The 21134-nt window shown below is 61.9% G+C and carries 14 protein-coding genes; 6 read left to right on the top strand and 8 right to left on the bottom strand.

What is annotated here, in order from left to right; translation table 11 throughout:
* Window positions 1-11 precede the first annotated feature (11 nt).
* The 3 genes from H281_RS0111035 to H281_RS0111025 all read right to left on the bottom strand — a co-directional run bounded on the left by H281_RS0111035 (window position 12) and on the right by H281_RS0111025 (window position 5120).
* Window positions 12-1199, bottom strand: a complete 1188-nt coding sequence (locus H281_RS0111035; RefSeq protein ID WP_020067171.1) for a caspase family protein — start codon at window positions 1197-1199, stop codon at window positions 12-14.
* Complete coding sequence (locus tag H281_RS0111030) at window positions 1199-2413, bottom strand: lipase family protein (RefSeq protein ID WP_020067170.1); 1215 nt, start codon at window positions 2411-2413, stop codon at window positions 1199-1201. The genes H281_RS0111035 and H281_RS0111030 overlap by 1 nt, the downstream gene beginning before the upstream one ends.
* Window positions 2414-3290: 877 nt before the next feature.
* A complete protein-coding gene (locus tag H281_RS0111025; RefSeq protein WP_020067169.1) occupies window positions 3291-5120 on the bottom strand; it encodes a methyl-accepting chemotaxis protein in 1830 nt (609 codons plus the stop codon).
* A 437-nt stretch (window positions 5121-5557) separates the two neighbouring features.
* On the opposite strand from H281_RS0111025, the gene H281_RS0111020 reads away from it, so the two are divergent.
* The 4 genes from H281_RS0111020 (at window position 5558) to H281_RS0111005 (ending at window position 11255) form a co-directional block, all read left to right on the top strand.
* On the top strand, window positions 5558-7096 hold the full coding sequence (locus H281_RS0111020) for a sensor domain-containing diguanylate cyclase (RefSeq protein ID WP_027804487.1): 1539 nt from the start codon (window positions 5558-5560) through the stop codon (window positions 7094-7096).
* Window positions 7097-7180: 84 nt separating this feature from the next.
* Complete coding sequence (locus tag H281_RS0111015; RefSeq protein WP_020067167.1) at window positions 7181-7819, top strand: DUF2239 family protein; 639 nt, start codon at window positions 7181-7183, stop codon at window positions 7817-7819.
* Between the two features lie 396 nt (window positions 7820-8215).
* On the top strand, window positions 8216-9781 hold the full coding sequence (locus H281_RS0111010; protein WP_020067166.1) for a methyl-accepting chemotaxis protein: 1566 nt from the start codon (window positions 8216-8218) through the stop codon (window positions 9779-9781).
* Window positions 9782-9947: 166 nt separating this feature from the next.
* Complete coding sequence (locus tag H281_RS0111005; protein ID WP_020067165.1) at window positions 9948-11255, top strand: solute carrier family 23 protein; 1308 nt, start codon at window positions 9948-9950, stop codon at window positions 11253-11255.
* Window positions 11256-11322: 67 nt separating this feature from the next.
* On the opposite strand, the gene H281_RS0111000 is transcribed toward H281_RS0111005, so the two are convergent.
* Window positions 11323-12972: a Na+/H+ antiporter gene (locus tag H281_RS0111000; RefSeq protein ID WP_027804486.1), complete on the bottom strand. Its 1650-nt coding sequence runs from the start codon at window positions 12970-12972 to the stop codon at window positions 11323-11325.
* A gap of 456 nt (window positions 12973-13428) precedes the next feature.
* Between H281_RS0111000 and H281_RS0110995 the strand changes: the two genes are divergently transcribed.
* Both H281_RS0110995 and H281_RS0110990 read left to right on the top strand, forming a co-directional pair.
* A complete protein-coding gene (locus H281_RS0110995) occupies window positions 13429-14697 on the top strand; it encodes a sensor domain-containing phosphodiesterase (RefSeq protein WP_020067163.1) in 1269 nt (422 codons plus the stop codon).
* A gap of 44 nt (window positions 14698-14741) precedes the next feature.
* On the top strand, window positions 14742-15446 hold the full coding sequence (locus tag H281_RS0110990) for a copper homeostasis protein CutC (RefSeq protein ID WP_020067162.1): 705 nt from the start codon (window positions 14742-14744) through the stop codon (window positions 15444-15446).
* 96 nt (window positions 15447-15542) lie between these two features.
* On the opposite strand, the gene H281_RS0110985 is transcribed toward H281_RS0110990, so the two are convergent.
* The 4 genes from H281_RS0110985 to H281_RS0110970 form a co-directional block, all read right to left on the bottom strand.
* Window positions 15543-19130 carry an indolepyruvate ferredoxin oxidoreductase family protein gene (locus H281_RS0110985; protein ID WP_020067161.1) on the bottom strand — a complete coding sequence of 1196 codons (3588 nt, stop codon included), beginning with the start codon at window positions 19128-19130 and terminating at the stop codon, window positions 15543-15545.
* 265 nt (window positions 19131-19395) lie between these two features.
* A complete protein-coding gene (locus H281_RS0110980; RefSeq protein ID WP_020067160.1) occupies window positions 19396-20358 on the bottom strand; it encodes an ion channel in 963 nt (320 codons plus the stop codon).
* 238 nt (window positions 20359-20596) lie between these two features.
* Entirely contained in the window at window positions 20597-20842 is a 246-nt protein-coding gene (locus tag H281_RS0110975; RefSeq protein ID WP_020067159.1) for a hypothetical protein, read from the bottom strand.
* 59 nt (window positions 20843-20901) lie between these two features.
* Entirely contained in the window at window positions 20902-21132 is a 231-nt protein-coding gene (locus tag H281_RS0110970) for a hypothetical protein (RefSeq protein ID WP_020067158.1), read from the bottom strand.
* Window positions 21133-21134 lie beyond the last annotated feature (2 nt).

The raw sequence follows: 21134 nt of genomic DNA, 5'->3' as shown, positions 1-21134 counted from the left end.
GGCATCGCTCCTCAGGTGATCCGAAAGCGGCAGGAATGGACCGCTTTGGTCAGGAACTGTCGAGTGTAAAGTTGCTCGGCATACTCGTTGTTCGAAGCGTTCGTGCCGTAGGACCATTCCCCCTGTTGTTTCACGAACTGGGCTGGACCGTTCGCCAATGGCTTGACTTCGCGCTGTTGCGCAGCGTCCTCCATGAAGGCGCGTGCAACAGGGCGATAACCTTCAGGCTGGACATCCATCTCAACCAGCACTGAGGGCCGAGTCGCAAGGATGTGCATACTTACGTTCCAATCCCCTTCGCCTTCCGTTTGTCCGAGTTTTTGCCGTTCGCCGGATTCTGTCTGCTGTGTCAGCGCTAAAAACGCGGCGACCGCTTCTCGCAACTCTGCGATTCCCACACCGAAGCCGGGGGCCGCGGCACGCTGGGACCCACAATGACCGCGCAGCGCCTGCAGAAGCGCCGCCGTGAAGTGGGCAACGCCGCCCGTTGGTGCGTAAGCCAAGCGGTTCGCAGTCGTCGCTCGTAGCACGGCCCACTCCGTAGTTATGGGCTGCCCTGTCCTCTTGCCCCCGATCAATGCCTTTGGGTCGTCAATCTGATTTATCAGCTCCTCGCTAAGTTCCATACATGCGTCGACTAGAAAGAACAAGTTAGCGGCCGTCTTGCGAATCGTAGCCTGACAGGTGTTAGAGACATGGAATACGCCGGACCATGGATCATGCGGGTCCTCGCCAAAATCGTCGGCTACGAGAAACTGGCTGATCCCATTGCTCACGCCATGCCCGCAAAAATGAAACACGCCCCGGCTGTTTGGATTGGCGCCGAGCCGGTCGAGCCATTGGGCATATGCGGTTCGGATGCAGGCCACCGTCGGCCGTGTCGGATTCGTAACGGTCCCTGAAGGCGCTTGGTAAGGAAATGTCGGGGACGTCAACATCACCAGAGAGCCCAGCGGTGCTTCTGGGTTGTAAAAGGCATGGTCGGACGGCAATGCTTGCCCTGCAGGCATTGCATCGGGGCCGCTCAGAAACCAGTCGGCCAGTGCTTCTACGGACAGACGTGGCGCGGAGAGTGGATCGAGACCGCCGAAGCCTGCCGCCGCCAAGCTCGGATATTCGCCGCAGCCAACCAGCAGCACATGCGTCGCCGCCGCTTGTGGATCTTGTTGTACCGCCGCCGATTCGAAGACGAGGCCCATTAGTCTTCCTGAGTCAGGCGTATCGCTAGGCGCTTATAGAAACTTGGGCGGGCGAAGTAGCCACCATGAGCGTCCAGCAATCCATACCCGGTATCGAAGCGATAGTCGTCCACGCCATTGAAGACAGTCTCGGCACGGAAGGAAAAGACGTCGTTTGTATCATAGATGTTCAACCAGCGCGCAATATTGACTGGCGACTCCAGGCGATCTCTCTTCGGATCAGCTGGAAACTCCTTGGCGCTAATACGGTACAGGGCCATTTCCTCGAATAGAGCGACCTGCGAGCCCACGGTAACGAACACCTCCACCTTTACGTCCGGTGCGAAATGCGTCAAGACGTCGTACATGATCACACCGCCTAAGCTGTGGCCGATTACTATCAGTTTGTCGTCGCCTATCTGCTTGGCAGCTTCAGCGGCGCGCAGTTTTTCAAGCACATCCGTGATAATCTCGCCTGGCGCATCGACTGTACCGCGCTTGTCCAAATAAATAAAAACGTCGCCGAGGAAGCGTGACGCCTTGGCATGGGCGGACTTGCGCATCAGTCCGATGGCTAAAGCAGACGCAGCGTCGTTCGGCGCTTTGGCGAGGCGACTAATCGTCTCGCGCAGGGCACGAAACCTGTTGCTCAATCCAAGAGACTCGGCAGGCTTGCCTGTCATCTTCGCTGCGCGATAGGGACCAATCTCCGCCATCAGGCGGTCGATGAACTCGTCGTTGGACAAGAAGGGCTCTTGGAACGCCCAGGCCGGCACTGGATGGGCAGTAGCATATGCCATCGAGGCTGCATACCCTTCCAGTAGGTCGTCGTAGTCTTGATCGGACTTCAGCAAGACCGACGCTGTATCCCAAACCAGGTCTATCGCTGTTGCGAATCCTTTGGTCTTACTGAGCTGTCCGAGATTGACGCCATGCGCCCCATGATGAAATCGGGCCTCTTCGAGCCAGATTTCGGCGTTCGCGGAATCGGCGCCGGACGTGCCGAGCGCCAAAGCTTCAACGTCTTTCGAGCCCACAGGAACAGACGCCTGATTCCAGCGAAACTTCACGCCTTCTCCACCCCAGTAGGGAAAGCTCATCAATACCTTTGCAGAATCCTGACCCAGCTTCGGTAAAAGGAGGGACTTTAGGAATTTCGATTTGCAGGCCACGCCCTCTGCATAGTCCGGATCCTCGATCCGATTATTGACCCCGTGGACGAAAACGACCGGCATAGTTCTCCTTGTTTTTTTGGTTCCGGCGAGTTTCATTAGCCATGACGTGAGACTTGCTCATCATACGAAATGATACTATTTCGTATGAACGCTTGCATTGATACAAAGCCCAATCCGCGCCCTCCCCGGAACCCCGCGCATCACTTTTCGAGCGCCGCACGCTACGCAATATGGCACCAGCCGCGTGTCTCGTGCGGAGACGACGGCAACTCTCAGTTCGATCTTCGTTCAGCCCTGCGTCACATCAGGCCAGAACGCAAAGTCGCCGTCAGAATCACTGACACGACGGGGTAGCCGTGCCAAGAGCGGCCTTAGGGGAGACGGATTACGAATGAAACAACAGCGCTGCCCAGCTGGGCTTGCGTACCTCATGTGCTGCCTTGCTCCACGGTCGAGAATCCCAGGATCGATTGGATGATTGGCTGAGCGCTTCACTTGCAGCGTGTCCTTGCCGCGTGCGTTGTCGCGTTTTCGACGCGCATCTCTGATTTCGTCAGGAGCGACGGCGACATGCCGGTGCGCTGATCACGAGCTGGTCGCATGTAGATCCGAAGCGGAGATTGGAGTGCGCTTCCTGTAGCGGTGACTGCGGCACCGCGGTAACGGTGGGGCGCAACTGTCGACCCATTTGAAATGGTCGTGAGTTTGATTGTCCGCTTAAGTGAGTTCGCGCCAAGCCCCCCGTGGGGGGCATTTCTGGACTCACTGCGAGCCTCTCTGCCGCGCCCGGCGTGCCTTAGCGAAATTATTCGATCCTCCTCCTCCCACCAACCGGATCCCAAGCCACACCACAAGCTTCAAAACAAAAAACCCCGACAGCTCAACCTGCCGGGGTTTTTAATTCCCGCATCAAGCGCTTCCCCGCGAACCACCCAAATCAAAACTGATCCCACCCCGCATCGTCGCCAGCGGAGACAACGGGCATCGTTCCAGCCTTAACCGGCGTTCGCATCGACGCCGACGCGCCCACCCGCGGCGCCGCCGCAACAACCGCACATCTCGTAACAGCCGGCTTCTCCCGACCAACAGAAGCGACAGAAGCCACCGCAGCAGTCCCAGCCACAGAAGCCCCGGCACCCCCAGCAGCCCCAGCAGCCCCAGCAGCCCCAGCAGCCCCGCCAGCCACCCGCGCCCCACCCCCCACCCCCTCCAAAACCCGAAAAAACCCCACAACCTCATTCAACTGCTCTCCCTGCTCCTCCATCGACCGCGAAGCCGCCGCCGCCTCTTCCACCAGCGCCGCATTCTGCTGCGTGACGTTGTCCATCTGCGTGATCGCGAGGTTCACCTGCTCGATGCCGCGGCTTTGTTCGCTCGTTGCCGCCGCGATCTCCAACATGATGTCAGTGACGCACGCCACCGCCTCCGTCACCTCGCTCATCGTCTTGCCCGCTTCGCCAGCGAGCGACGAGCCGTCGCGGATCTTGTCCACCGAATTGGCAATCAGATCCTTGATCTCCTTGGCCGCGCTCGACGAGCGCTGAGCCAGGCTTCTCACCTCGCTTGCAACCACCGCGAAGCCGCGACCCTCTTCGCCCGCACGCGCCGCTTCCACGGCCGCGTTCAGCGCAAGAATGTTTGTCTGAAATGCGATTCCTTCGATGATGCCCGTGATGTCCGCGATCTTGGTCGAGCTGTCGCTGATGTCCTGCATCGTGCTCACCACCTGGCCCACCACCGCGCTGCCTTTTTGCGCAACACTCGATGCGTTCGCTGCCAGCATGCTGCCTTGCTGCGCGTTATCGGCGTTCTGCTTCACCGTCGACGTGAGTTGCTCCATGCTCGAAGCCGTCTCCTGCAGCGACGCCGCCTGCTGTTCCGTGCGCTGGCTCAGGTCCATATTGCCCGCGGCGATCTCGCGAGCCGCGCCCGCGATGCTCGTGCTGGCATCGCGCACGCGTCCGACGATCGTCGTCAGGCGTTCGTTCATCTCGCGCAATGCGCCGAGCAGCTTGCTCGTTTCATCCTTGCCGTCGACGTTAATGCGCGTGCGCAAGTCGCCCTGCGACACCGTCCGCGCGACGCCGATTGCAAGATTCAACGGACCGCTCACCGCGCGCGTGAGTACCACGCATGCGCCCACCGCGAGCGCTATCGCGAGCAGGGAAATCGTGATGAGCAAGTTTCGCTGGTGCTCGTAGTGCGCCGCATAGCTGGCGATCATCTCCTCCTGCCGCGAATGCGCGTAGTCCGCATACGCATCGGTCGCACGGATCAGCGCCGCTAGCAGAGGGCGGCATTGATCGTCCATCCTGGCGATCGCCTCGTCGCGTTTATTGGCGAGCGCGAGACCGACAATCTCGGTCGCGACGGGTGCGTAAGCCGTCTCCACGCGGTCCATCTCGGCCACGAGGCTGCGCGCTTTGTCGCTCGCGTCGGAGGCCTTCACCATCTCATTCAGCTTCTTCAGGTTCGCCGATACATCTTCGTGGGCGCGCGCCACCAATGCTTTCTCGATGTCGAAATCCTCGGGCTTCACGACAAGCACGAGGTTACGGGCAGCGATCGCCCGACGGTCGACGGCTGTTCTCACTTGCACGGCCATGTCGGCGCGCGCGTTGATGCCGCGCACGAAGCTGGAGAACCCTTCGGTCGAATCGCTCAGCGACTTGAGGGAAAGCCCCGCAACCACGACGACAATCAGGGACAACGTGCCGAAGCCGGCAATCAGCTTCGCTTTAATACTGAACTGGTTCAAGGCGGCCATATATTGTTGCTTCTCCAAGGACGAAACGTCGACGTTTCGTGATGGACTCTCAGGTCCGGACGTGGGAGCGTCTATGTAACCGTCGTACTCCGCGACGGTCCTGCGCAGTGTTGCCGTGCGTGCAAGCACGAAACCGGCATCGCATTTACTGGTTATCGGGCCGTGCTGAGCGGACTTGAGGGAGGCAGCGTGATCCCGGGGTGATCCATTACGGAGTTCTCATGAAATCCGCATAGAACCTAGCGTCGGGTCCGCCGCGTAAGCGATTCACAAGCGCCTCCGCAAGCGAATCGCAAGCGCCTCATAAACGCGCACTAGGCACTAAAAACCCGTCTTTTCGATCCTTTGGATAAGGATGACCTCTGTTACGCTACGGGTTCGCCATACGCGATCCCCGATGGACGCGTCTCTTCCTTCTCTAGCGCGTGAGACCGCGCATGCCCAAACCGAACTCAATGGTCACGCGTCGTCCGAACATCATCATTGCGATCAGTGGCGTGCTGGCCAGCGCGATCCTCGCCATTGCAGTGTGGGTGCTGGCGCAGATGCACGACGACGCGTTGCGGCGCGCGCAAGATTCTGTGTTCAACGTCTCGCTGCTGGTGGAACGCGACGTGTCGCGCAATCTGGAGATCTACGACCTGTCGATACGCACGGTGATCGAAGGGCTCAAGCAGCCACGCGTGCTTGAACTGGAGCCTTCGCTGCGGCAAATGGTGTTGTTCGACGGTTCGGCATCCGCGAAAGACATGGGCTCGATTCTCGTGATCGACGAAACCGGCTATATCAAGTTCGATTCGCAGTCCGTTACGCCGCGCCATGTCTATCTCGCCGACCGCGACTACTTCAAGGTGCATCGCGATTCGCCCAACGTGGGTCTGTACGTGAGTCACCCGTTCATGCCGCGCGCAACGGGCACTGACATGAGCATCGGCTTGAGCCGGCGTATCTCGCGGCCGGACGGCAGCTTCGGCGGCGTGGTGGTTGGCACCATGCGGCTGAAATATTTCCGCAGCCTCTTCAACGGGATGAACCTCGGCGCCGGCGGTTCGATGGCTCTCATGCTAAGCGACGGCACGATGCTGATGCGGCGTCCGTACGATCCAAAGACGATCGGCATCAATCTGACGGGTACCTCCAACTATTCGCGGTTCGCCGCGCAGCCGAGCGGCGACTTCTTCGGCACCGCGGCAATCGACGGCGTCGAGCGCTGGTACGCGTTTCGCCATATCGACATGTATCCGTTGATTCTCGATGTCGCGCTGTCCACGCAGGACATCTACGTCGGCTGGCGGCGGCGGGCATGGATCATCGGCTCGCTGATCGGCGCGCTCGACCTCACGCTGATCGCGCTTGCCGTGCTGTTCGCGCAGCAGATGCGGCGCCGTCTTATCGCCGAGGAAGAGTTGCACAGGCTCGCGCGAACGGACGGTCTCACGGGCATGGACAACCGTCGCACCTTCGAGGAAGCCGCGGAGAAAGAATGGCGCCGCGCGCAGCGCAACGACGGATCGCTCGCCATGCTGTTGATCGACGTCGACAGTTTCAAGGGCTTCAACGACCTGTACGGGCACTCGGCCGGCGACGACGCGCTGATCGCGGTAGCTCAATGCATCACGCACGAGGTGCGGCGTCCCGGCGACACGGCGGCGCGCTACGGCGGCGAAGAGTTCGCCGTTCTGCTGCCGGACACCGACGAAGCGGGCGCCCTCTGCATTGCAGAGAAAATCCGCGCAGCGGTCCAGGCACTCGCGCTCGGGCATGTGGCGAGCTCGCACCATGTGTTGACGATCAGTATTGGCGTAGCCACTACGCAAGGCGAGGCGTTCACGACGAGCCGCGCGCTCGTCAATGCGGCAGACCAGGCTTTGTATGCGGCCAAAGACGGCGGCCGCAACCGCGTCGTGTCGCACCCAACTGTAGGAACCTGCGCGTCGGCAACGAGCCGCGCTTTCACGGTGGTGGCCGGCCATTGAGTTCCTGCCAATATTATCCGGGTAATATGTTGCTTTCTAATTTAACCCGGATATAATTCGACAACTTCCCAACCGGAGTTTGTCGTGACCACGCATCGCCCCACCAGCACTACCAGCACCACTTGCACGGCCTTCGAAGGCCATCGCCTCATCGCCTCGGGCGAGTTGTCCGCAGTCGCGCTCGCCGTCAAGGGAGTAATCGAGCGAGGCGAGCAAGCGCCCATTCTCGTTTTCGACGACGCCACGGCCGCCCCGGTCGAATTCGATCTGCGCGGTACTGCCGAAGAAATCGTCGCGCGCCTGGTTCGCGAGTCGTCCGCTGCTCATCCGCACAACGATGCAAGCAACGACGACGCCGAGCCCGACACCCCACGCGGTCGCGGGCGCCCCAAGCTAGGCGTCGTCGCGCGCGAAGTCACCTTGTTGCCGCGTCATTGGGACTGGCTGAACGCGCAGCCGGGCGGGGCGTCGGTCGCGTTGCGCAAGCTCGTGGAGACGGCGCGCGGAACTGGCGAGCAGCGCGAGCGCAAACGTGCGGCGCAAGAAGCGGCGTATCGGTTCATGACGGCGGTAGCCGGCAACCTGCCGGATTACGAGGACGCCACTCGCGCGCTCTATGCAGACGATCAACCACGCTTCGAAAAGAAAATCGCCGGATGGCCCAAAGACGTTCGCGCCTACGCATTGCGGCTCGCATGCAACGCGTTCGAACCGCCAATGTGAATCGCATCAAACGCGGCGCACAGGCGAAAAAAAACCGCTCACACTCGTTCGAGCGTGAGCGGAAAGTCGGAGAGTTACAACAACATCGCATGCGCTACATGAGGTCCACGCAGCAGGAGAAGTCTAAGAGGCGAATGAACACGCTTCTATCGGACGAATCTCAAACGCGCGCCTGTACGTTCATCACGGTGCCGTCTACCAGGCATTCCTTACATTATCCTGTCCCGCTTATTCCTGGCATTTATCGCTTCAGGTCCACGCCGTCAGCGCCGTAAAAGGAAGGTGAGCGCTGCCGCGCCTCCAAGTCCTGCATGCATGACTCATCGCAACGAGTCGCCACATGCTTGCGACGGAGCAGCAGCGAGCATTCCGTTGTGACTTCCGAAGGATGTTCAAATGAAGTGGTTCGACCGCATGACCGTGTTCAGGAAACTGCTGCTGGCCTTTGCCGTTGTGATTGGATTTTGCGTGGTGATTGGCGGCACTTCGCTGAAAACGCTGTCGTCGATGCATGACATCACCGATGCGATCTGCGACAAATACATGGACGGCCTTTACTGGCTGGAAGAGGCGAATCGCCACAAGATCGACGCCGACCTCGCCGCCGCAAATCTCGGCTATGTGAAAGACGACGCGGGGCGCCAGAAGCTGAAGGACAACATCGTCGGCTCGCTCAAGCTGATGCATCAGGGCTACGATCAATACCGCGCGACTATCGTCACCGCAAAAGGCCACCAGATGTTCGACGACGTGCTGGGCAAGTCGGCGGAGTGGGAAGCTATCGTGCATCAGCAGATCGGACTCGCGCCGATTCCTGCCGGCGTCGACAACGACGAACTCGTGCGCCGCGCGATTGCTTCGAGCGAGGCATTGCGCGATCGCATCACGGCGTTGATCGACTATCGCCGTCAGCAAGGCAACGACGCGCAGGCTGAAGCAGCCAGCGAATATCAACGCATGCGCGTTGCGATGGTCGCGCTGGTGCTGGGTGCGATCGCCGCGGGCGGCCTGCTTGCCGCGATGATCGCGCGGCGTTTGTCGCGTCAGTTGGGCGGCGAGCCGGACTACGCAATGCAACTCGCCAATCGTATCGCCGACGGCGATCTCAGCGTGCGCGTCGAGACCCGCGCCGGCGACACGCACAGCATGCTCTACGCGCTGCGCAACATGCGTGAGCGGCTCGCCACGATCGTGTCGGGCATCAGCGAATCGAGCGAATCCATTCTGACCGCGTCAGGCGAGATTGCACAAGGCAACACCGACCTCTCGCAGCGCACTGAAGAGCAGGCTGCAGCCTTGCAGCAAACGGCGTCGAGCATGCAGCAACTAACTTCGACGGTGAAGCAGAACGCCGAAAACGCGCAGCAAGCGGGCGGCGTCGCGCAAGGTGCATCGGAAGTGGCCGCGCGCAGCAGCGGTCTTGTCGACGATGTGGTGGAAACGATGCGCGAACTGGCGGCCGGCTCCAAACGCATGACCGATATCATCGCGGTGATCGAAGGCATCGCGTTTCAGACCAACATTCTGGCGCTCAACGCAGCGGTCGAGGCGGCACGCGCCGGCGAACAGGGGCGCGGCTTCGCGGTCGTCGCGGGCGAAGTGCGCTCGCTTGCCCAGCGCAGCGCGGTGTCGGCGAAAGAGATCAAGGAACTGATCGAAAGCTCGACGGCACGCGTGGGCAGCGGCGCGGAACTCGCCGAACGGGCCGGCCAGACGATGGCTGAAGTGACTCAGGCGATCAAACGGGTGACGGACCTGATGGGCGAGATTTCGTCGGCGTCGCAGGAGCAAAGCACGGACATCGAGGGCGTGAACCGCGCCGTCGCGCAAATGGACGACGTGACCCAGCAGAACGCCGCGCTCGTCGAGCAGGCTGCGGCGGCGGCCTCGTCGATGGCGGATCAGGCGAGACAGTTGCAGCAAGCGGTGACTGTGTTTTCGCTCGAAGCGACGCGGGGCTGACCGGATTCACGTCATCGCGCGACGTGCCGTTTCAACCGACTGCACGCCATCTTGTTCACGCTTGCCACCTCCAATGGCACTCCGTACACTCGCGCGTAATTCCCGCACGGCGTTTGTTTTTTGCGCCGTCGTCATGAAAAACGCCGACTAGAGGAGAACCCCCGCGATGGCCGATTCCTATTTCCCCCGCTGGCGCGCACAGCCAGACGCCGTCGAGGGGCGCATCGTCGGCACCGACGAGCGTCTCGCGTGGCCGCAGATGTTCGCGATGGGCATTCAGCACGTCGTCGCCATGTTCGGCTCGACGGTGCTCGCGCCGTTGCTGATGGGCTTCGATCCGAACCTCTGCATCTTCATGTCGGGCATCGGCACGCTGTTGTTCTTCGTGCTGGTCGGAGGCCGCGTACCGAGCTATCTCGGTTCGAGCTTTGCGTTCATCGGTCTCGTGATTGCAGTCACGGGCTACGGTGGCCACGGGCCGAATATGAACATTCCGCTCGCGCTGGGCGGCATCATCGCGTGCGGCGTGGTGTACGCGATCATCGGGCTGATCGTGTCGGCCGTCGGCACGCGCTGGATCGAAACGCTGATGCCGCCGGTCGTGACCGGTGCGATCGTCTGCGTGATCGGTCTGAATCTCGCACCTATCGCGGTGCGCGGCGTGAGCGGCAGCAACTTCGACTCGTGGATGGCGTTGGTCACCGTGCTGTGCGTCGGAGCCGTTGCCGTGTTTGGACGCGGCATGCTGCAGCGTCTGCTGATTCTGGTCGGCTTGCTGATGGCGTATGTGATTTACGCAATCGTGACGAACGGCCTCGGCATGGGCAAGCCCATCGACTTTTCGATCGTGGCCAACGCTGCGTGGTTCGGTCTGCCGCACTTCACGGCGCCTGTGTTCGATATGCGGGCCATGACGTTGCTCGCGCCGATCGCGGTGATTCTCGTCGCCGAGAACCTTGGCCATATCAAGGCCGTAAGTGCAATGACGGGGCAGAACCTCGACCGCTATATCGGCCGCGCATTTCTCGGCGACGGGCTCGCGACAGTCGTCTCGGGTTTCGCCGGCGGCACGGGCGTGACGACGTACGCTGAAAACATCGGCGTCATGGCGGTGACCAAAATCTATTCGACGCTGGTGTTCGTCATTGCCGCGCTGATTGCGCTGGTGCTGGGCTTTTCGCCGAAGTTCGGCGCGGTCATCCAGACCATTCCGGGTCCGGTGCTCGGCGGCGTTTCGATTGTGGTGTTCGGTCTTATCGCGGTGACGGGCGCGCGCATCTGGGTCGTCAACAAGGTCGACTTCTCGGACAACCGCAACCTGATCGTGGCAGCTGTCACGTTGGTACTCGGCGCAGGCGACTTCTCGCTGAAGCTTGGCGGCTTCGGTCTTGGCGGCATCGGCACCGCGACTTTCGGCGCGATCATTCTTTACGCGCTGCTCAGAAGGAAGCCTGCGCAAGGCCCGGTGGCCTGACGGTTTTCGTGGCGGCGCGCGTACCTTCAGGCGAGGGACGCCGCCGCAACTCGAGCAGTAGCCGGCTTCACTTCCTGCGCGCGGTCAGCGCCGTCTCCGACAGATCCACTTCGCGCATGAGCTTGTTGAACGTCTCGTCGTTGATGGCCTGACTGCTGCGCAAGCTGAGAAGCACCTGACGCTCCGCGCGCATCGCCGAGAGCTTCATGCGAAACTCCAATGCGTCGGCGCGCCGTGCCATCTCGCGCGGTTCCCGCTCCTCGCCGAGTGCGGCGAGCCTGCGACGATAAATGTCCATCACGCGCGCGGTGACATCGGCCGCATATGCCGAGGCGGATTCGTCGAGGTTCGCGCACTCCTTGTCATGCACGTCGTCTACAGCACGAATGGCGGCTTGCGCGGCCATCACACGTGCAAGCGTTTCTTCCGCAGCATGCGGGTCTTTACCGCGACGCCATCCGCGCAATAGCAGCGGCAACGCGAAGACAGCGACGACCAGCGACAACAGGATCACGCCCGATGCGATGAATATCGCGAGGTCGCGCCCAGGCAACGGTGCGCCGTCCGGCAGCATCTCCGGCAGCGACAACACGCCTGCCAATGTCACGGCGCCGCGCACGCCCGCGACTGTCGTGACTCCCACCGTGCGCAATCCCGGCACCGCGTTCGCGACGCCCTGGCGCGCCGCGCCGCGGCTCGCGAACCAGCGCAGCAACCACACCCACACAAAGCGCATCGTGTAGAGCGCCGCTGCAACAGCCGCGATGTACCCGATCAGGAGCCCGACTTGCGCGTTGCTCGTTTCATGCGCATCGAGCAGCGCGCGTCCGAGAATGTGCGGGAACTGAAGCCCCAGCAGAATGAACACCATCCCGTTGAAGACGAACTCGATCATGGTCCACGTACTGCTCGCGCGCACTCGCGATGCCACCGGCCCGGACGTCGCAAGCGTCGTGTAGTTCATCATCATGCCGGCCGCGACCGCTGCGAGAATTCCCGACAGCTCAAGACGTTCTGCGATCAGGTATGCGGCGAATGGAATCAGCAACGTCATGATGACGCCGGGCGCAGGGTCGCCTTCTTCGGCGAGATTCAGAAAGCGCACCGCGATAAAGCTGAACAGCCAGCTCACCGCTGCGCCCGTCGCGAGACCGCCCGCCGCGATGATCACGAAGCTGATCGACGCGTCGCGCAATGAAAAGACTCCGGTGAGCGCGGCGGCAATCGCGAACTTCAGCGCGACAAGGCCGGAGGCGTCGTTCATCAACGCTTCACCTTCCAGGATGTGCATCAGCCTGCCTGGAATCTTGCCCTTGCCCGCGATGCCGGAGAGTGCGACCGCATCGGTCGGCGACAACACGGCGGCAAGTGCAAACGCGACGGGCAGCGACATCGACGGTACCAGCGCATGCACGAAGTAGCCGACGGCGAGCACCGTCATGAACACAAGGCCGAGCGCGAGCATCAGGATCGAGCGGCGCGCCATGAAAAATTCGCGCTTCGGAATGCGCCAACCGTCCGCGAACAGCAGCGGCGGAATGAACAGCATCATGAAGATTTCCGGATCGAACGTGACGTGCAATCGGAGCTTCGGCCAGGCGAGCATCGCGCCGATTGCGATCTGAACCAGCGGCAACGGCAATGGCGCGAGGCGGGTCACGACACCCGACCCGGCCACGGCAAGCAGAAGAATCAATACGGTGAAGACAATTTCCATCGGTACGAGACTTGGGAAGATAACGGAGAGGCGGACAAAGATTTTTGCGCCGGCGCGTCGCACCTCGCAAGGCCGGCACGCAAGCGGAATGTGGCGTGTCGGCGTGCGCCGCGCGGCGCAGCACGAGCGCCAGGCGTAGACCGCGAGTTTAGCTTGTGAGTTTGACCTGCGCAGCGTGACCGCGCCGCGCGGCGTGCTTAGCGACTCCACGAGGGCCGCCTGGCGCTCCGCAAGATCAGCCATTCCTCGCTGCACGCTAAAGGTGCGTCCGCGCCCTGCCTTGGCGCACGTGCCATGCCGCCGGTGCAATCTTTCACGCGAGTTACATGGCTATGTGCGCGAACGCGCGCATGGAGCTTGCTTAAGCCATATCGATGACGCACATTTTGGAGCAATGGCGCCGTGGGTTGTTCGCACCCGCGTTCGACCGGCCCGGCTCTCGCGTGAGAGGATTGCATGACGATTGCGCAACAGGAAAGGACGGCCAGCGCGCGCCACGGCTTCGACGTCGAAATGACGTCCGGCCTGGAGCGCTTCTCGGTGCAGCACGGCGAGCTGACGCTCACGAGCGTGTTTCAACCCATCTTCAGTCTGTCGCATATGCGGGCGGTCGGCTATGAAGGCTTGCTGCGCGCGCACGACATGCTCGACCGGCCGGTTTCGCCGCTCGACGTGTTCGGCGAGGCGGCGCGCGTGGGCGATGTGTTACAGCTGGACCGTCTCGCGCAGACGCTGCATCTGGAAAACTTCAAAGTGCTAGGCGCCGAGCGCGAGTGGCTGTTTCTCAACGTGCACCCCGGCGCGCTCACCGATCCGTATCTGTCCGCTGCATTACTCGCTACGCTCAAGCGCCTCGGCTTGTCTCCAAGGCGCATCGTGCTCGAAGTGCTCGAGCAGCGCGCTGAAGATCTGGAGCGTCTCGCGGACGCCGTGCGTCAATTCCGCGAGCGCGGCTTCCTGATCGCACTCGACGATTTCGGCGCGGGACATTCGAACGTCGAGCGCATCTGGCAATTGAATCCGGACATTGTGAAGCTCGATCGCATCATGCTGTCGCACGCGGCGCATCGGGCCGACATGGGAACGATTCTGCCGGGCCTCGTCGCGTTGCTGCATGAAGCGGGCAAGCTCGTGCTTGTCGAAGGCGTGGAAACGGAACACGAGGCGCAAATGGCGCTTGCCTGCAACGCCGACTTCGTTCAAGGGTTTTTCTTTGGACGCCCGAACCCGGGGGCGGCCGACGCAACGCACGCGGCGACCTGCATTGGCGAGCTAACCGAACGTTATCGCGATCAGACGGAAGCACACGAGCGCCGCACCGCGAGCCGCCTCGCTCCCTATCTGCGCGCATTCGAACGCGCGGCCGAGCGGCTTGCTGCAGGCGAGCCGCTCGAAGAAGTGTGCTGGAATTTCCTCGCGCTCGATCACGCCGCGCGCTGCTTTCTGCTCGACGCGAAAGGGCGGCAGGCGGGGCGCAACGTCGTGCTGCGGGCCGATCGCGCGGCGCATGAAACGCGCTTCCTGCCGCTTGCCGATGCGCAAGGGGCGAACTGGCTGCGTCGTCCGTACTTTCGCGATGCAATCAACTCGCCCGAGCGCGTGCATGTGACGCGTCCGTATCTGTCGATCAACGAAGCGTTGCCATGCGTGACGTTGTCGGTGGCGACGCGCGTCGGGGCGCAGACCTGCGTGCTGTGCGGCGACATCGACTGGATCGACGAATAGCGCTTCTGCGATGATGTCGTTTTCAACGACACCCGGCTGCGCTCATGTCCGTTCTACTCGAAGTCATTGCCACTACTGTTGCCGACGCACGGCGCGCCGCGCAAGCGGGCGCCGACCGGCTCGAACTCGTGACCGCGATGGGCGAGGGCGGACTGACGCCTAGCATCGGCCTGATCGAAGCGGTGGTCGATGCGGTCAGCATTCCTGTCAACGTGATCGTGCGCCCCCACAGCCGTTCTTTCGTCAACGACGCCGACGACTTCGCGGTGATGCTGCGCGACGTGCAAGCGGTGAAGGCGGCGGGCGCGAACGGTGTGGTGATCGGCATGTTGAACGCGGATGGCGAGATCGACCGCGAACAACTTGCGCGTGCGATCGACGCCGCCGGTGATCTCGCGATCACTTTCCATCGTGCGTTTGACGAAGCTCGCCATCAGCAAAAAGCGCTAGACGTGCTGCTCGGTTTCGATGCGGTGACGAATGTGCTGACCTCGGGCGGCAAGCCCTCGGTGCTCGATGCCGAAGCGACCATTCGCGAACTGGCGCGCCAGGCGGCGGGATCGCGCTGCACGGTGCTGGCAGGCGCGGGTTTGACTGTCGATGCGGTTGCGGGCTTCGTGAGCAGGACGCGAGTCGAAGCGGTGCACTTCGGGTCGGGCGTCCGCATCGGCGGTAACGGGCTCGCCCCGGTCGATAGCGAAAAGGTCGCTCAGGTGAGGGCATTGCTGGATGCCGAGGCGAAAAGCTAGCGCGCGGGCTGAATCGCCAGGCAAAAAAAAGCCGCTGCGTGCATGTGCACGAGCGGCTTTGTTGTAGGCGTCGGCAAGGCCGGTGCCTCGTAGCGCTTACTTCGCCACTACCACAGGAATGCCGCGCAACTGCCCGGCGCCTTTCACTTCCTCCAGCGATTTTTTAACCGACGTTCCCGTCGCCGCTTCGATCTGCAGACGCGCGGCGAGATCGCGCTCGCCCCGCTTCACGCCCGCGAGATTCGCGAGCTTCACATGGCCATAACCGCGCACACGGGCATGCAGATCGGCGAGCTTCGCGACGTCGTCGAGATTGTCGGCGTTAAGCTTGGCAAGCGCTCGCTGCAACGTGGTTTCGTAGTCGTCCGCGAGTTCGTGCTCCATCTTGCGCTCGAGCGTGCGGCCAAACGGGTCGAGCATCGTGCCGCGGAGGCCGCGCACCTTGGCGAGTACGCCGAGGACCGGCCACATCCATTGGCCAAAGGTTTTCTTCGTCGGATTCGCACCCGAATGCGCGCGCGTGAGTGCGGGCGGCGCGAGGTTGAAGTTGATGCCGAAGTCCTTGCCGGCCACGCCTTCGAATTGCGCCTCGAGTGCTTCGCGGAACGCGGCATCGGTATGCAGGCGCGCAACTTCGTATTCGTCTTTCACTGCCAGCAGACGATAGAACGTCGTAGCCACCGCACGCGTTACGCGTTCACTGTTTGCGCCGATCGCGCTTTCCGCGCGACGCGCAGCATCGACCAGCGCACGATAGCGCTTCACATAGCTTGCGCCGCCGTAAATTTGCAGACGGCCTTCGCGATGCGCAATCAGTTCGTCGAGCGTATCGATGCGCACTGTCTGCTTCGCGGCGTGCCGCGCCTGCCACAGCGATTCGAGCGCGGCCGGGTCTTCCGCAGCAAGCCGTCCGATGGAAAACGCCAGTTGATTCATCTGCACGGCCACGTTGTTCAGTTCGATTGCGCGCATCAACGCGCCGAACGACACCGGCACGAGACCAAGCTGCCACGCATAACCGAGCATCAGAATGTTAGCGCCGATGGTGTCGCCGAGAAAACGCGTGGCGAGCGCCTGCGCGTCGCAAGTCGACATGCGTTCGGCGCCCGCTGCATGGCGCATCTTGTCGATCAACGCGTCGGCATGCAGCGTGGCGTCCGGGTTCTGCACGAACGTCGCGTTCGGAATGGCATGCGTGTTGACGACGATGCGCGTGCGGCCATGACGCACCGTCTGCAATGCATCGGCGCTCGCGCCGACCACCATGTCGCAGGCGAGCAGCACGTCCGCTTGCTGCGTGTCGATGCGAACCTGGTTGAGCCACTCGTCGCGTGCGGCAAAGCGCACGAACGACAACACCGAGCCGCCCTTTTGCGCAAAGCCCATGAAGTCGAGCACCGACGCGCTCTTGCCTTCGAGATGCGCAGCCATGCTGATCAATGCGCCGACCGTCACGACGCCCGTGCCGCCGACGCCCGTCACCAGGATGTCGTACGGTGCGGCATCGAGCTGCGTTGCAGGCAGCCGCAACGCGTTGATGCGTTCAGCCAATGCTTGCGGATCGAACGCGGCGCCTGCGGCTTTTTTCAGTTTGCCGCCTTCGACGGTCACGAAGCTCGGGCAAAAACCGTTCACGCACGAGTAGTCTTTATTGCACGACGATTGATCGATGCGACGCTTTCGCCCCAATGCTGTTTCCACTGGTTCAACCGACAGGCAATTGGACTGCACGCCGCAATCGCCGCAGCCTTCGCAGACTTCTTCGTTGATGAAGAGGCGCTTGTCGGGGTCGGGGAATTCGCCCTTTTTGCGGCGACGTCGTTTTTCCGCGGCGCACGTCTGGTCGTAGATCAGCACGGTCACGCCGTCGGTGTCGCGCAACTCGCGCTGCACGGTGTCCATTTCGCTACGGTGATGGAACGTCGTGCCCTTCGGGAAAAGATCGTGATGGCCGTCGTATTTCTCCGGCTCGTCGCTGACCACCACGAAGCGCGATACGCCTTCCGCTTCCACCTGACGCGCGATCTGCGGCACGGAGATGCTGCCGTCCACGGGCTGGCCGCCCGTCATCGCAACGGCGTCGTTGTAGAGAATCTTGTACGTGATGGTGGCTTTCGCCGCGACCGCCTGACGGATCGCGAGAATACCGGAGTGAAAGTACGTACCGTCGCCGAGATTCTGGAAGACGTGGCGCGTCTTCGTGAACATCGAATGCGACGCCCAGTCCACGCCTTCTCCGCCCATCTGGATGAGGCCGGTCGTGTCGCGCTCCATCCACGAAGCCATGAAGTGACAGCCAATGCCTGCGTGTGCAATGGAGCCTTCGGGCACTTTCGTCGACGTGTTGTGTGGACAGCCCGAGCAGAAATACGGCGTGCGCTTCACGCTGTCCGCGGCGTTGGAGAGAATTTGCGGCGCGACCAGATCGACCACACGTTCGCGGCGATCCAATGCGGGCTTGTGCTTCGCGAGCCAGTTGGCGAACACCGGCAAGATGCGCGAAGGCCGCAATTCGCCGAGCGACGAGAGCAGCATGCTGCCGTCTTGCGCCTGCTTGCCAATCACGGCCGGCCGCGCGCCTTGCGTGCGGTTGTACAGATAGTCCTTGATCTGCTGCTCGATGACCGGGCCTTTCTCCTCGATCACGAGCACTTCGGAAAGCCCTTCGACGAACGTGTCGATGCGCATCATTTCCAGCGGGAACGACAGCCCAACTTTGTAGATGCGCACACCGGCCGCGTCGAGATCGGCAACGGTCAGGTCGAGGCGGCGCAACGTTTCCATCAGATCCAGATGCGCCTTGCCGCATGTGACGATGCCCACGTTCGCATGCGGGCTCGGCGCGATCCATTTGTCGATGCTGTTCGTTTTAGCAAAGTGACGCACGGCGTCGAGCTTCGCGTGCATGCGCGATTCGATGGTGAGGCTCGGCAAATCGGGCCAGCGATTGTGCAGGCCGCCCGAGGGTGCTTCGAAATCCTCCGGCGCGCTCCAGTCTGTCCGCAGCGCATCCAGATCGACCGTCGAACCGGATTCGACCGTTTCGGAGATCGCCTTGTAGCCGACCCACGCGCCCGAAAACCGCGACAGCGCCCAGCCGTACAGCCCGAATTCGAGCATGTCCGCAATGTTCGACGGATTCACGACCGGCATGTGCCACGCCATCATCGCAAAGTCGCTCTGATGCGGCATCGACGAAGACACGCAGCCGTGATCGTCGCCGGCTACCACCAGTACGCCGCCGTGCGGCGACGAGCCGTACGCGTTGCCGTGCTTCAGCGCGTCGCCCGCGCGATCCACGCCGGGGCCCTTGCCGTACCACATGGCGAACACGCCTTCGACGGTGCGCTCCGGGTCCGCTTCCACGCGCTGCGTGCCGAGCACGGCGGTGCCGCCGAGTTCTTCATTGATGGCGGGCAGGAAGCGAATATCGCTCGCGCTGAGCAGTTTCTTCGCTTTCCACAATTGCTGATCGACCATGCCGAGCGGCGAACCCCGATAGCCGCTGATGAAGCCCGCGGTGTTCATGCCGCGCGCGCGGTCGAGCGAGCGTTGCATGAGCGCGAGGCGCACCAGCGCCTGGGTGCCGGTCAGGAAAATCCGGCCGCGCGTTGCGGTGAGATTGTCGGACAGCTTGTAGTCGGAAAGAGCGGGCGTGCCGTCGATGGGCAGGCGAGCGGTCATAGGTGAGTCTCCAATCCCATACGTGATGGATGCTGTTTGTATCTTCGGCGCGCGTCCTCGGGCAGACGTGGGGGCCGCAGCGAAAGAGACTCTATTTTTTAGCGCCAATCGGAGTGGATTTTTTCTACTTTGCTTTGGCGTCGGCGAATGAGCGCGAGGAGCGCCCGGTTTTAAGCCTCTTTTGAGATAGATATGCCACGCGAACGGTGGATTCGGGTATGCCCTGGTGGGATACGCGCGATGGCTCGGCCCGTGGTTTAGCCGATCAAACGTTCGATACGGCGGCTCTCACAGGCGCCTCATCCAGCGGCACGATCTCGTCAAAATGCGAATAGTCGATATGGCTCACGCCGTCCCGTTCGCTCATGATGTCGACAAAACGGTGCTGCCAGTAGATCTGATCGCATGTCCACATGTGGCGTGCCTGCATGGTCTGCGACGTCGATTCGTCGACGCCTTCAAGCGTGAGCAGCAGCGACGTGTCGCTTGCTTTTAGCGTCTCGGCGGTCTCGCCGAAAAGCGGACTTGTTTCGTCGATCACATGCATGATGCTCCAGCCGAGCTTGAAGACCGGATGCTGATCGCGCACGAGTGTGAGGTCGTAAAGCTTGCGCAGCGTATAACCTTCTGGAGTCGTTTCGCGACGCATAATGCGCAGCCGTGCATGTGCTTCGGCGATCACGTTCTGGCGCCCGTTGGCCGAGCGGACCATCAAGGTCATGTGACCGTCGAGCGGCCGGATGATCGCGTAGCGGGCGAACATGATCTTCGCGTGCGGACGCGAGAAGCGCGCGAAAATCAGACCGGTTGCCAACGCAATGCTCGACATACCCACGAAAATTTCAAGCGTCGCGATCCAGTGCGCGTACACCGTTTGCGGATGCATGTCGCCATAACCGACCGTGGCCAGCGTTTCGACGCTGAAGAAAAACGCGCCGCCGAAACCCGGCGGATACTGGTTGGCAATAGACGCGTTGCCGAGCATATAGAGCGCGGCAAACGTGGTGTTCAGCAACAGGAAGATCACCGCGAGGCTGACGAAAAACATCGGCCAGCGCACCACCAGCGCGCGGTGATAAAGGTCCTGCCAGAATCGCGTCGGCATGCCGTGCGCGATCACCACGCGGTCGTCCAGGCGCAGTTCGCGGCTGCCGCGCGAAGGGCTATTTTCTGCGCTGACTTTCTCGCGTCCGATGCGGGCAAAACGGTCCGACGGTTCAGTAGCCATCGCGTACTCGTGGAGATGAAAACGGCGCAAGCGTAGCACGCGGCCTCGCTCGCGGAGCGCGATCTTCAGCGCGTCGAACTTGAGCGAAAGAAGGCGTGCGTTTTCTACGCCGGGGCGGTGCGGCAGGGCGCTTCCGCAGCATTTGGAATCGCCTGAATGCCGCGTTCAAATGCCGTGTGCGATGCCTGCTAGCGGCGGCGCAAGCGCTAACGCCGGCGCGGACGACCTGGGCTCTGCTTTAAGGAAATGCTCGCGGCTTCGGAATGCCTGCGCCGTGCTCGATGTCGTCGACGGCTTGCTGGTGTGCCGCAGCGATGGCTTGTGCTTCGTCGGCGTAACCGTTGTCGCCGCCGATGGTCGTCCACGGTTTGACCGCTTTCTCCCGATGCCTGATTTCGTATTCCGAGTCCCAGCGCGCGCCGCTGAGTTCGATTGGGCGGACGTGAATCGAGTACACGCCGTAGAGGAAGAGCTGCTCAACCATGATCGCCTCCGACCATTGCTTTCAGGTGGCGGGCCGCAAGATGCGCCGCGCCGGTCTGCCTAGAGTTCGATTTCCCCGAGTATGCGATGAGCGAGCGCCTTCGCTTCTTCCAGCGCCTCGCCCGGTGTGGACGAGGTAGCTTCGACTTCATAGACCGTGGTTTCCTGGTCCTGGCTCGCCTCGCCTTCGTCGCGCGCGAGTGTGACTACGCCCTGCCAGGTGTCCGCGCCGACCTCTCTCACCGTTGCAGTGGCCGTGTAGATGCCTTTGGTGTAGGTGATGTCCTCCATGG

The sequence above is a fragment of the Paraburkholderia caledonica genome, from assembly GCF_000383275.1.
In the GTDB taxonomy this organism is placed as follows: domain Bacteria; phylum Pseudomonadota; class Gammaproteobacteria; order Burkholderiales; family Burkholderiaceae; genus Paraburkholderia; species Paraburkholderia caledonica.
The sequence above is the reverse complement of the archived record's forward strand: the minus strand, read 5'-3'. Positions and strand labels throughout refer to the sequence as shown.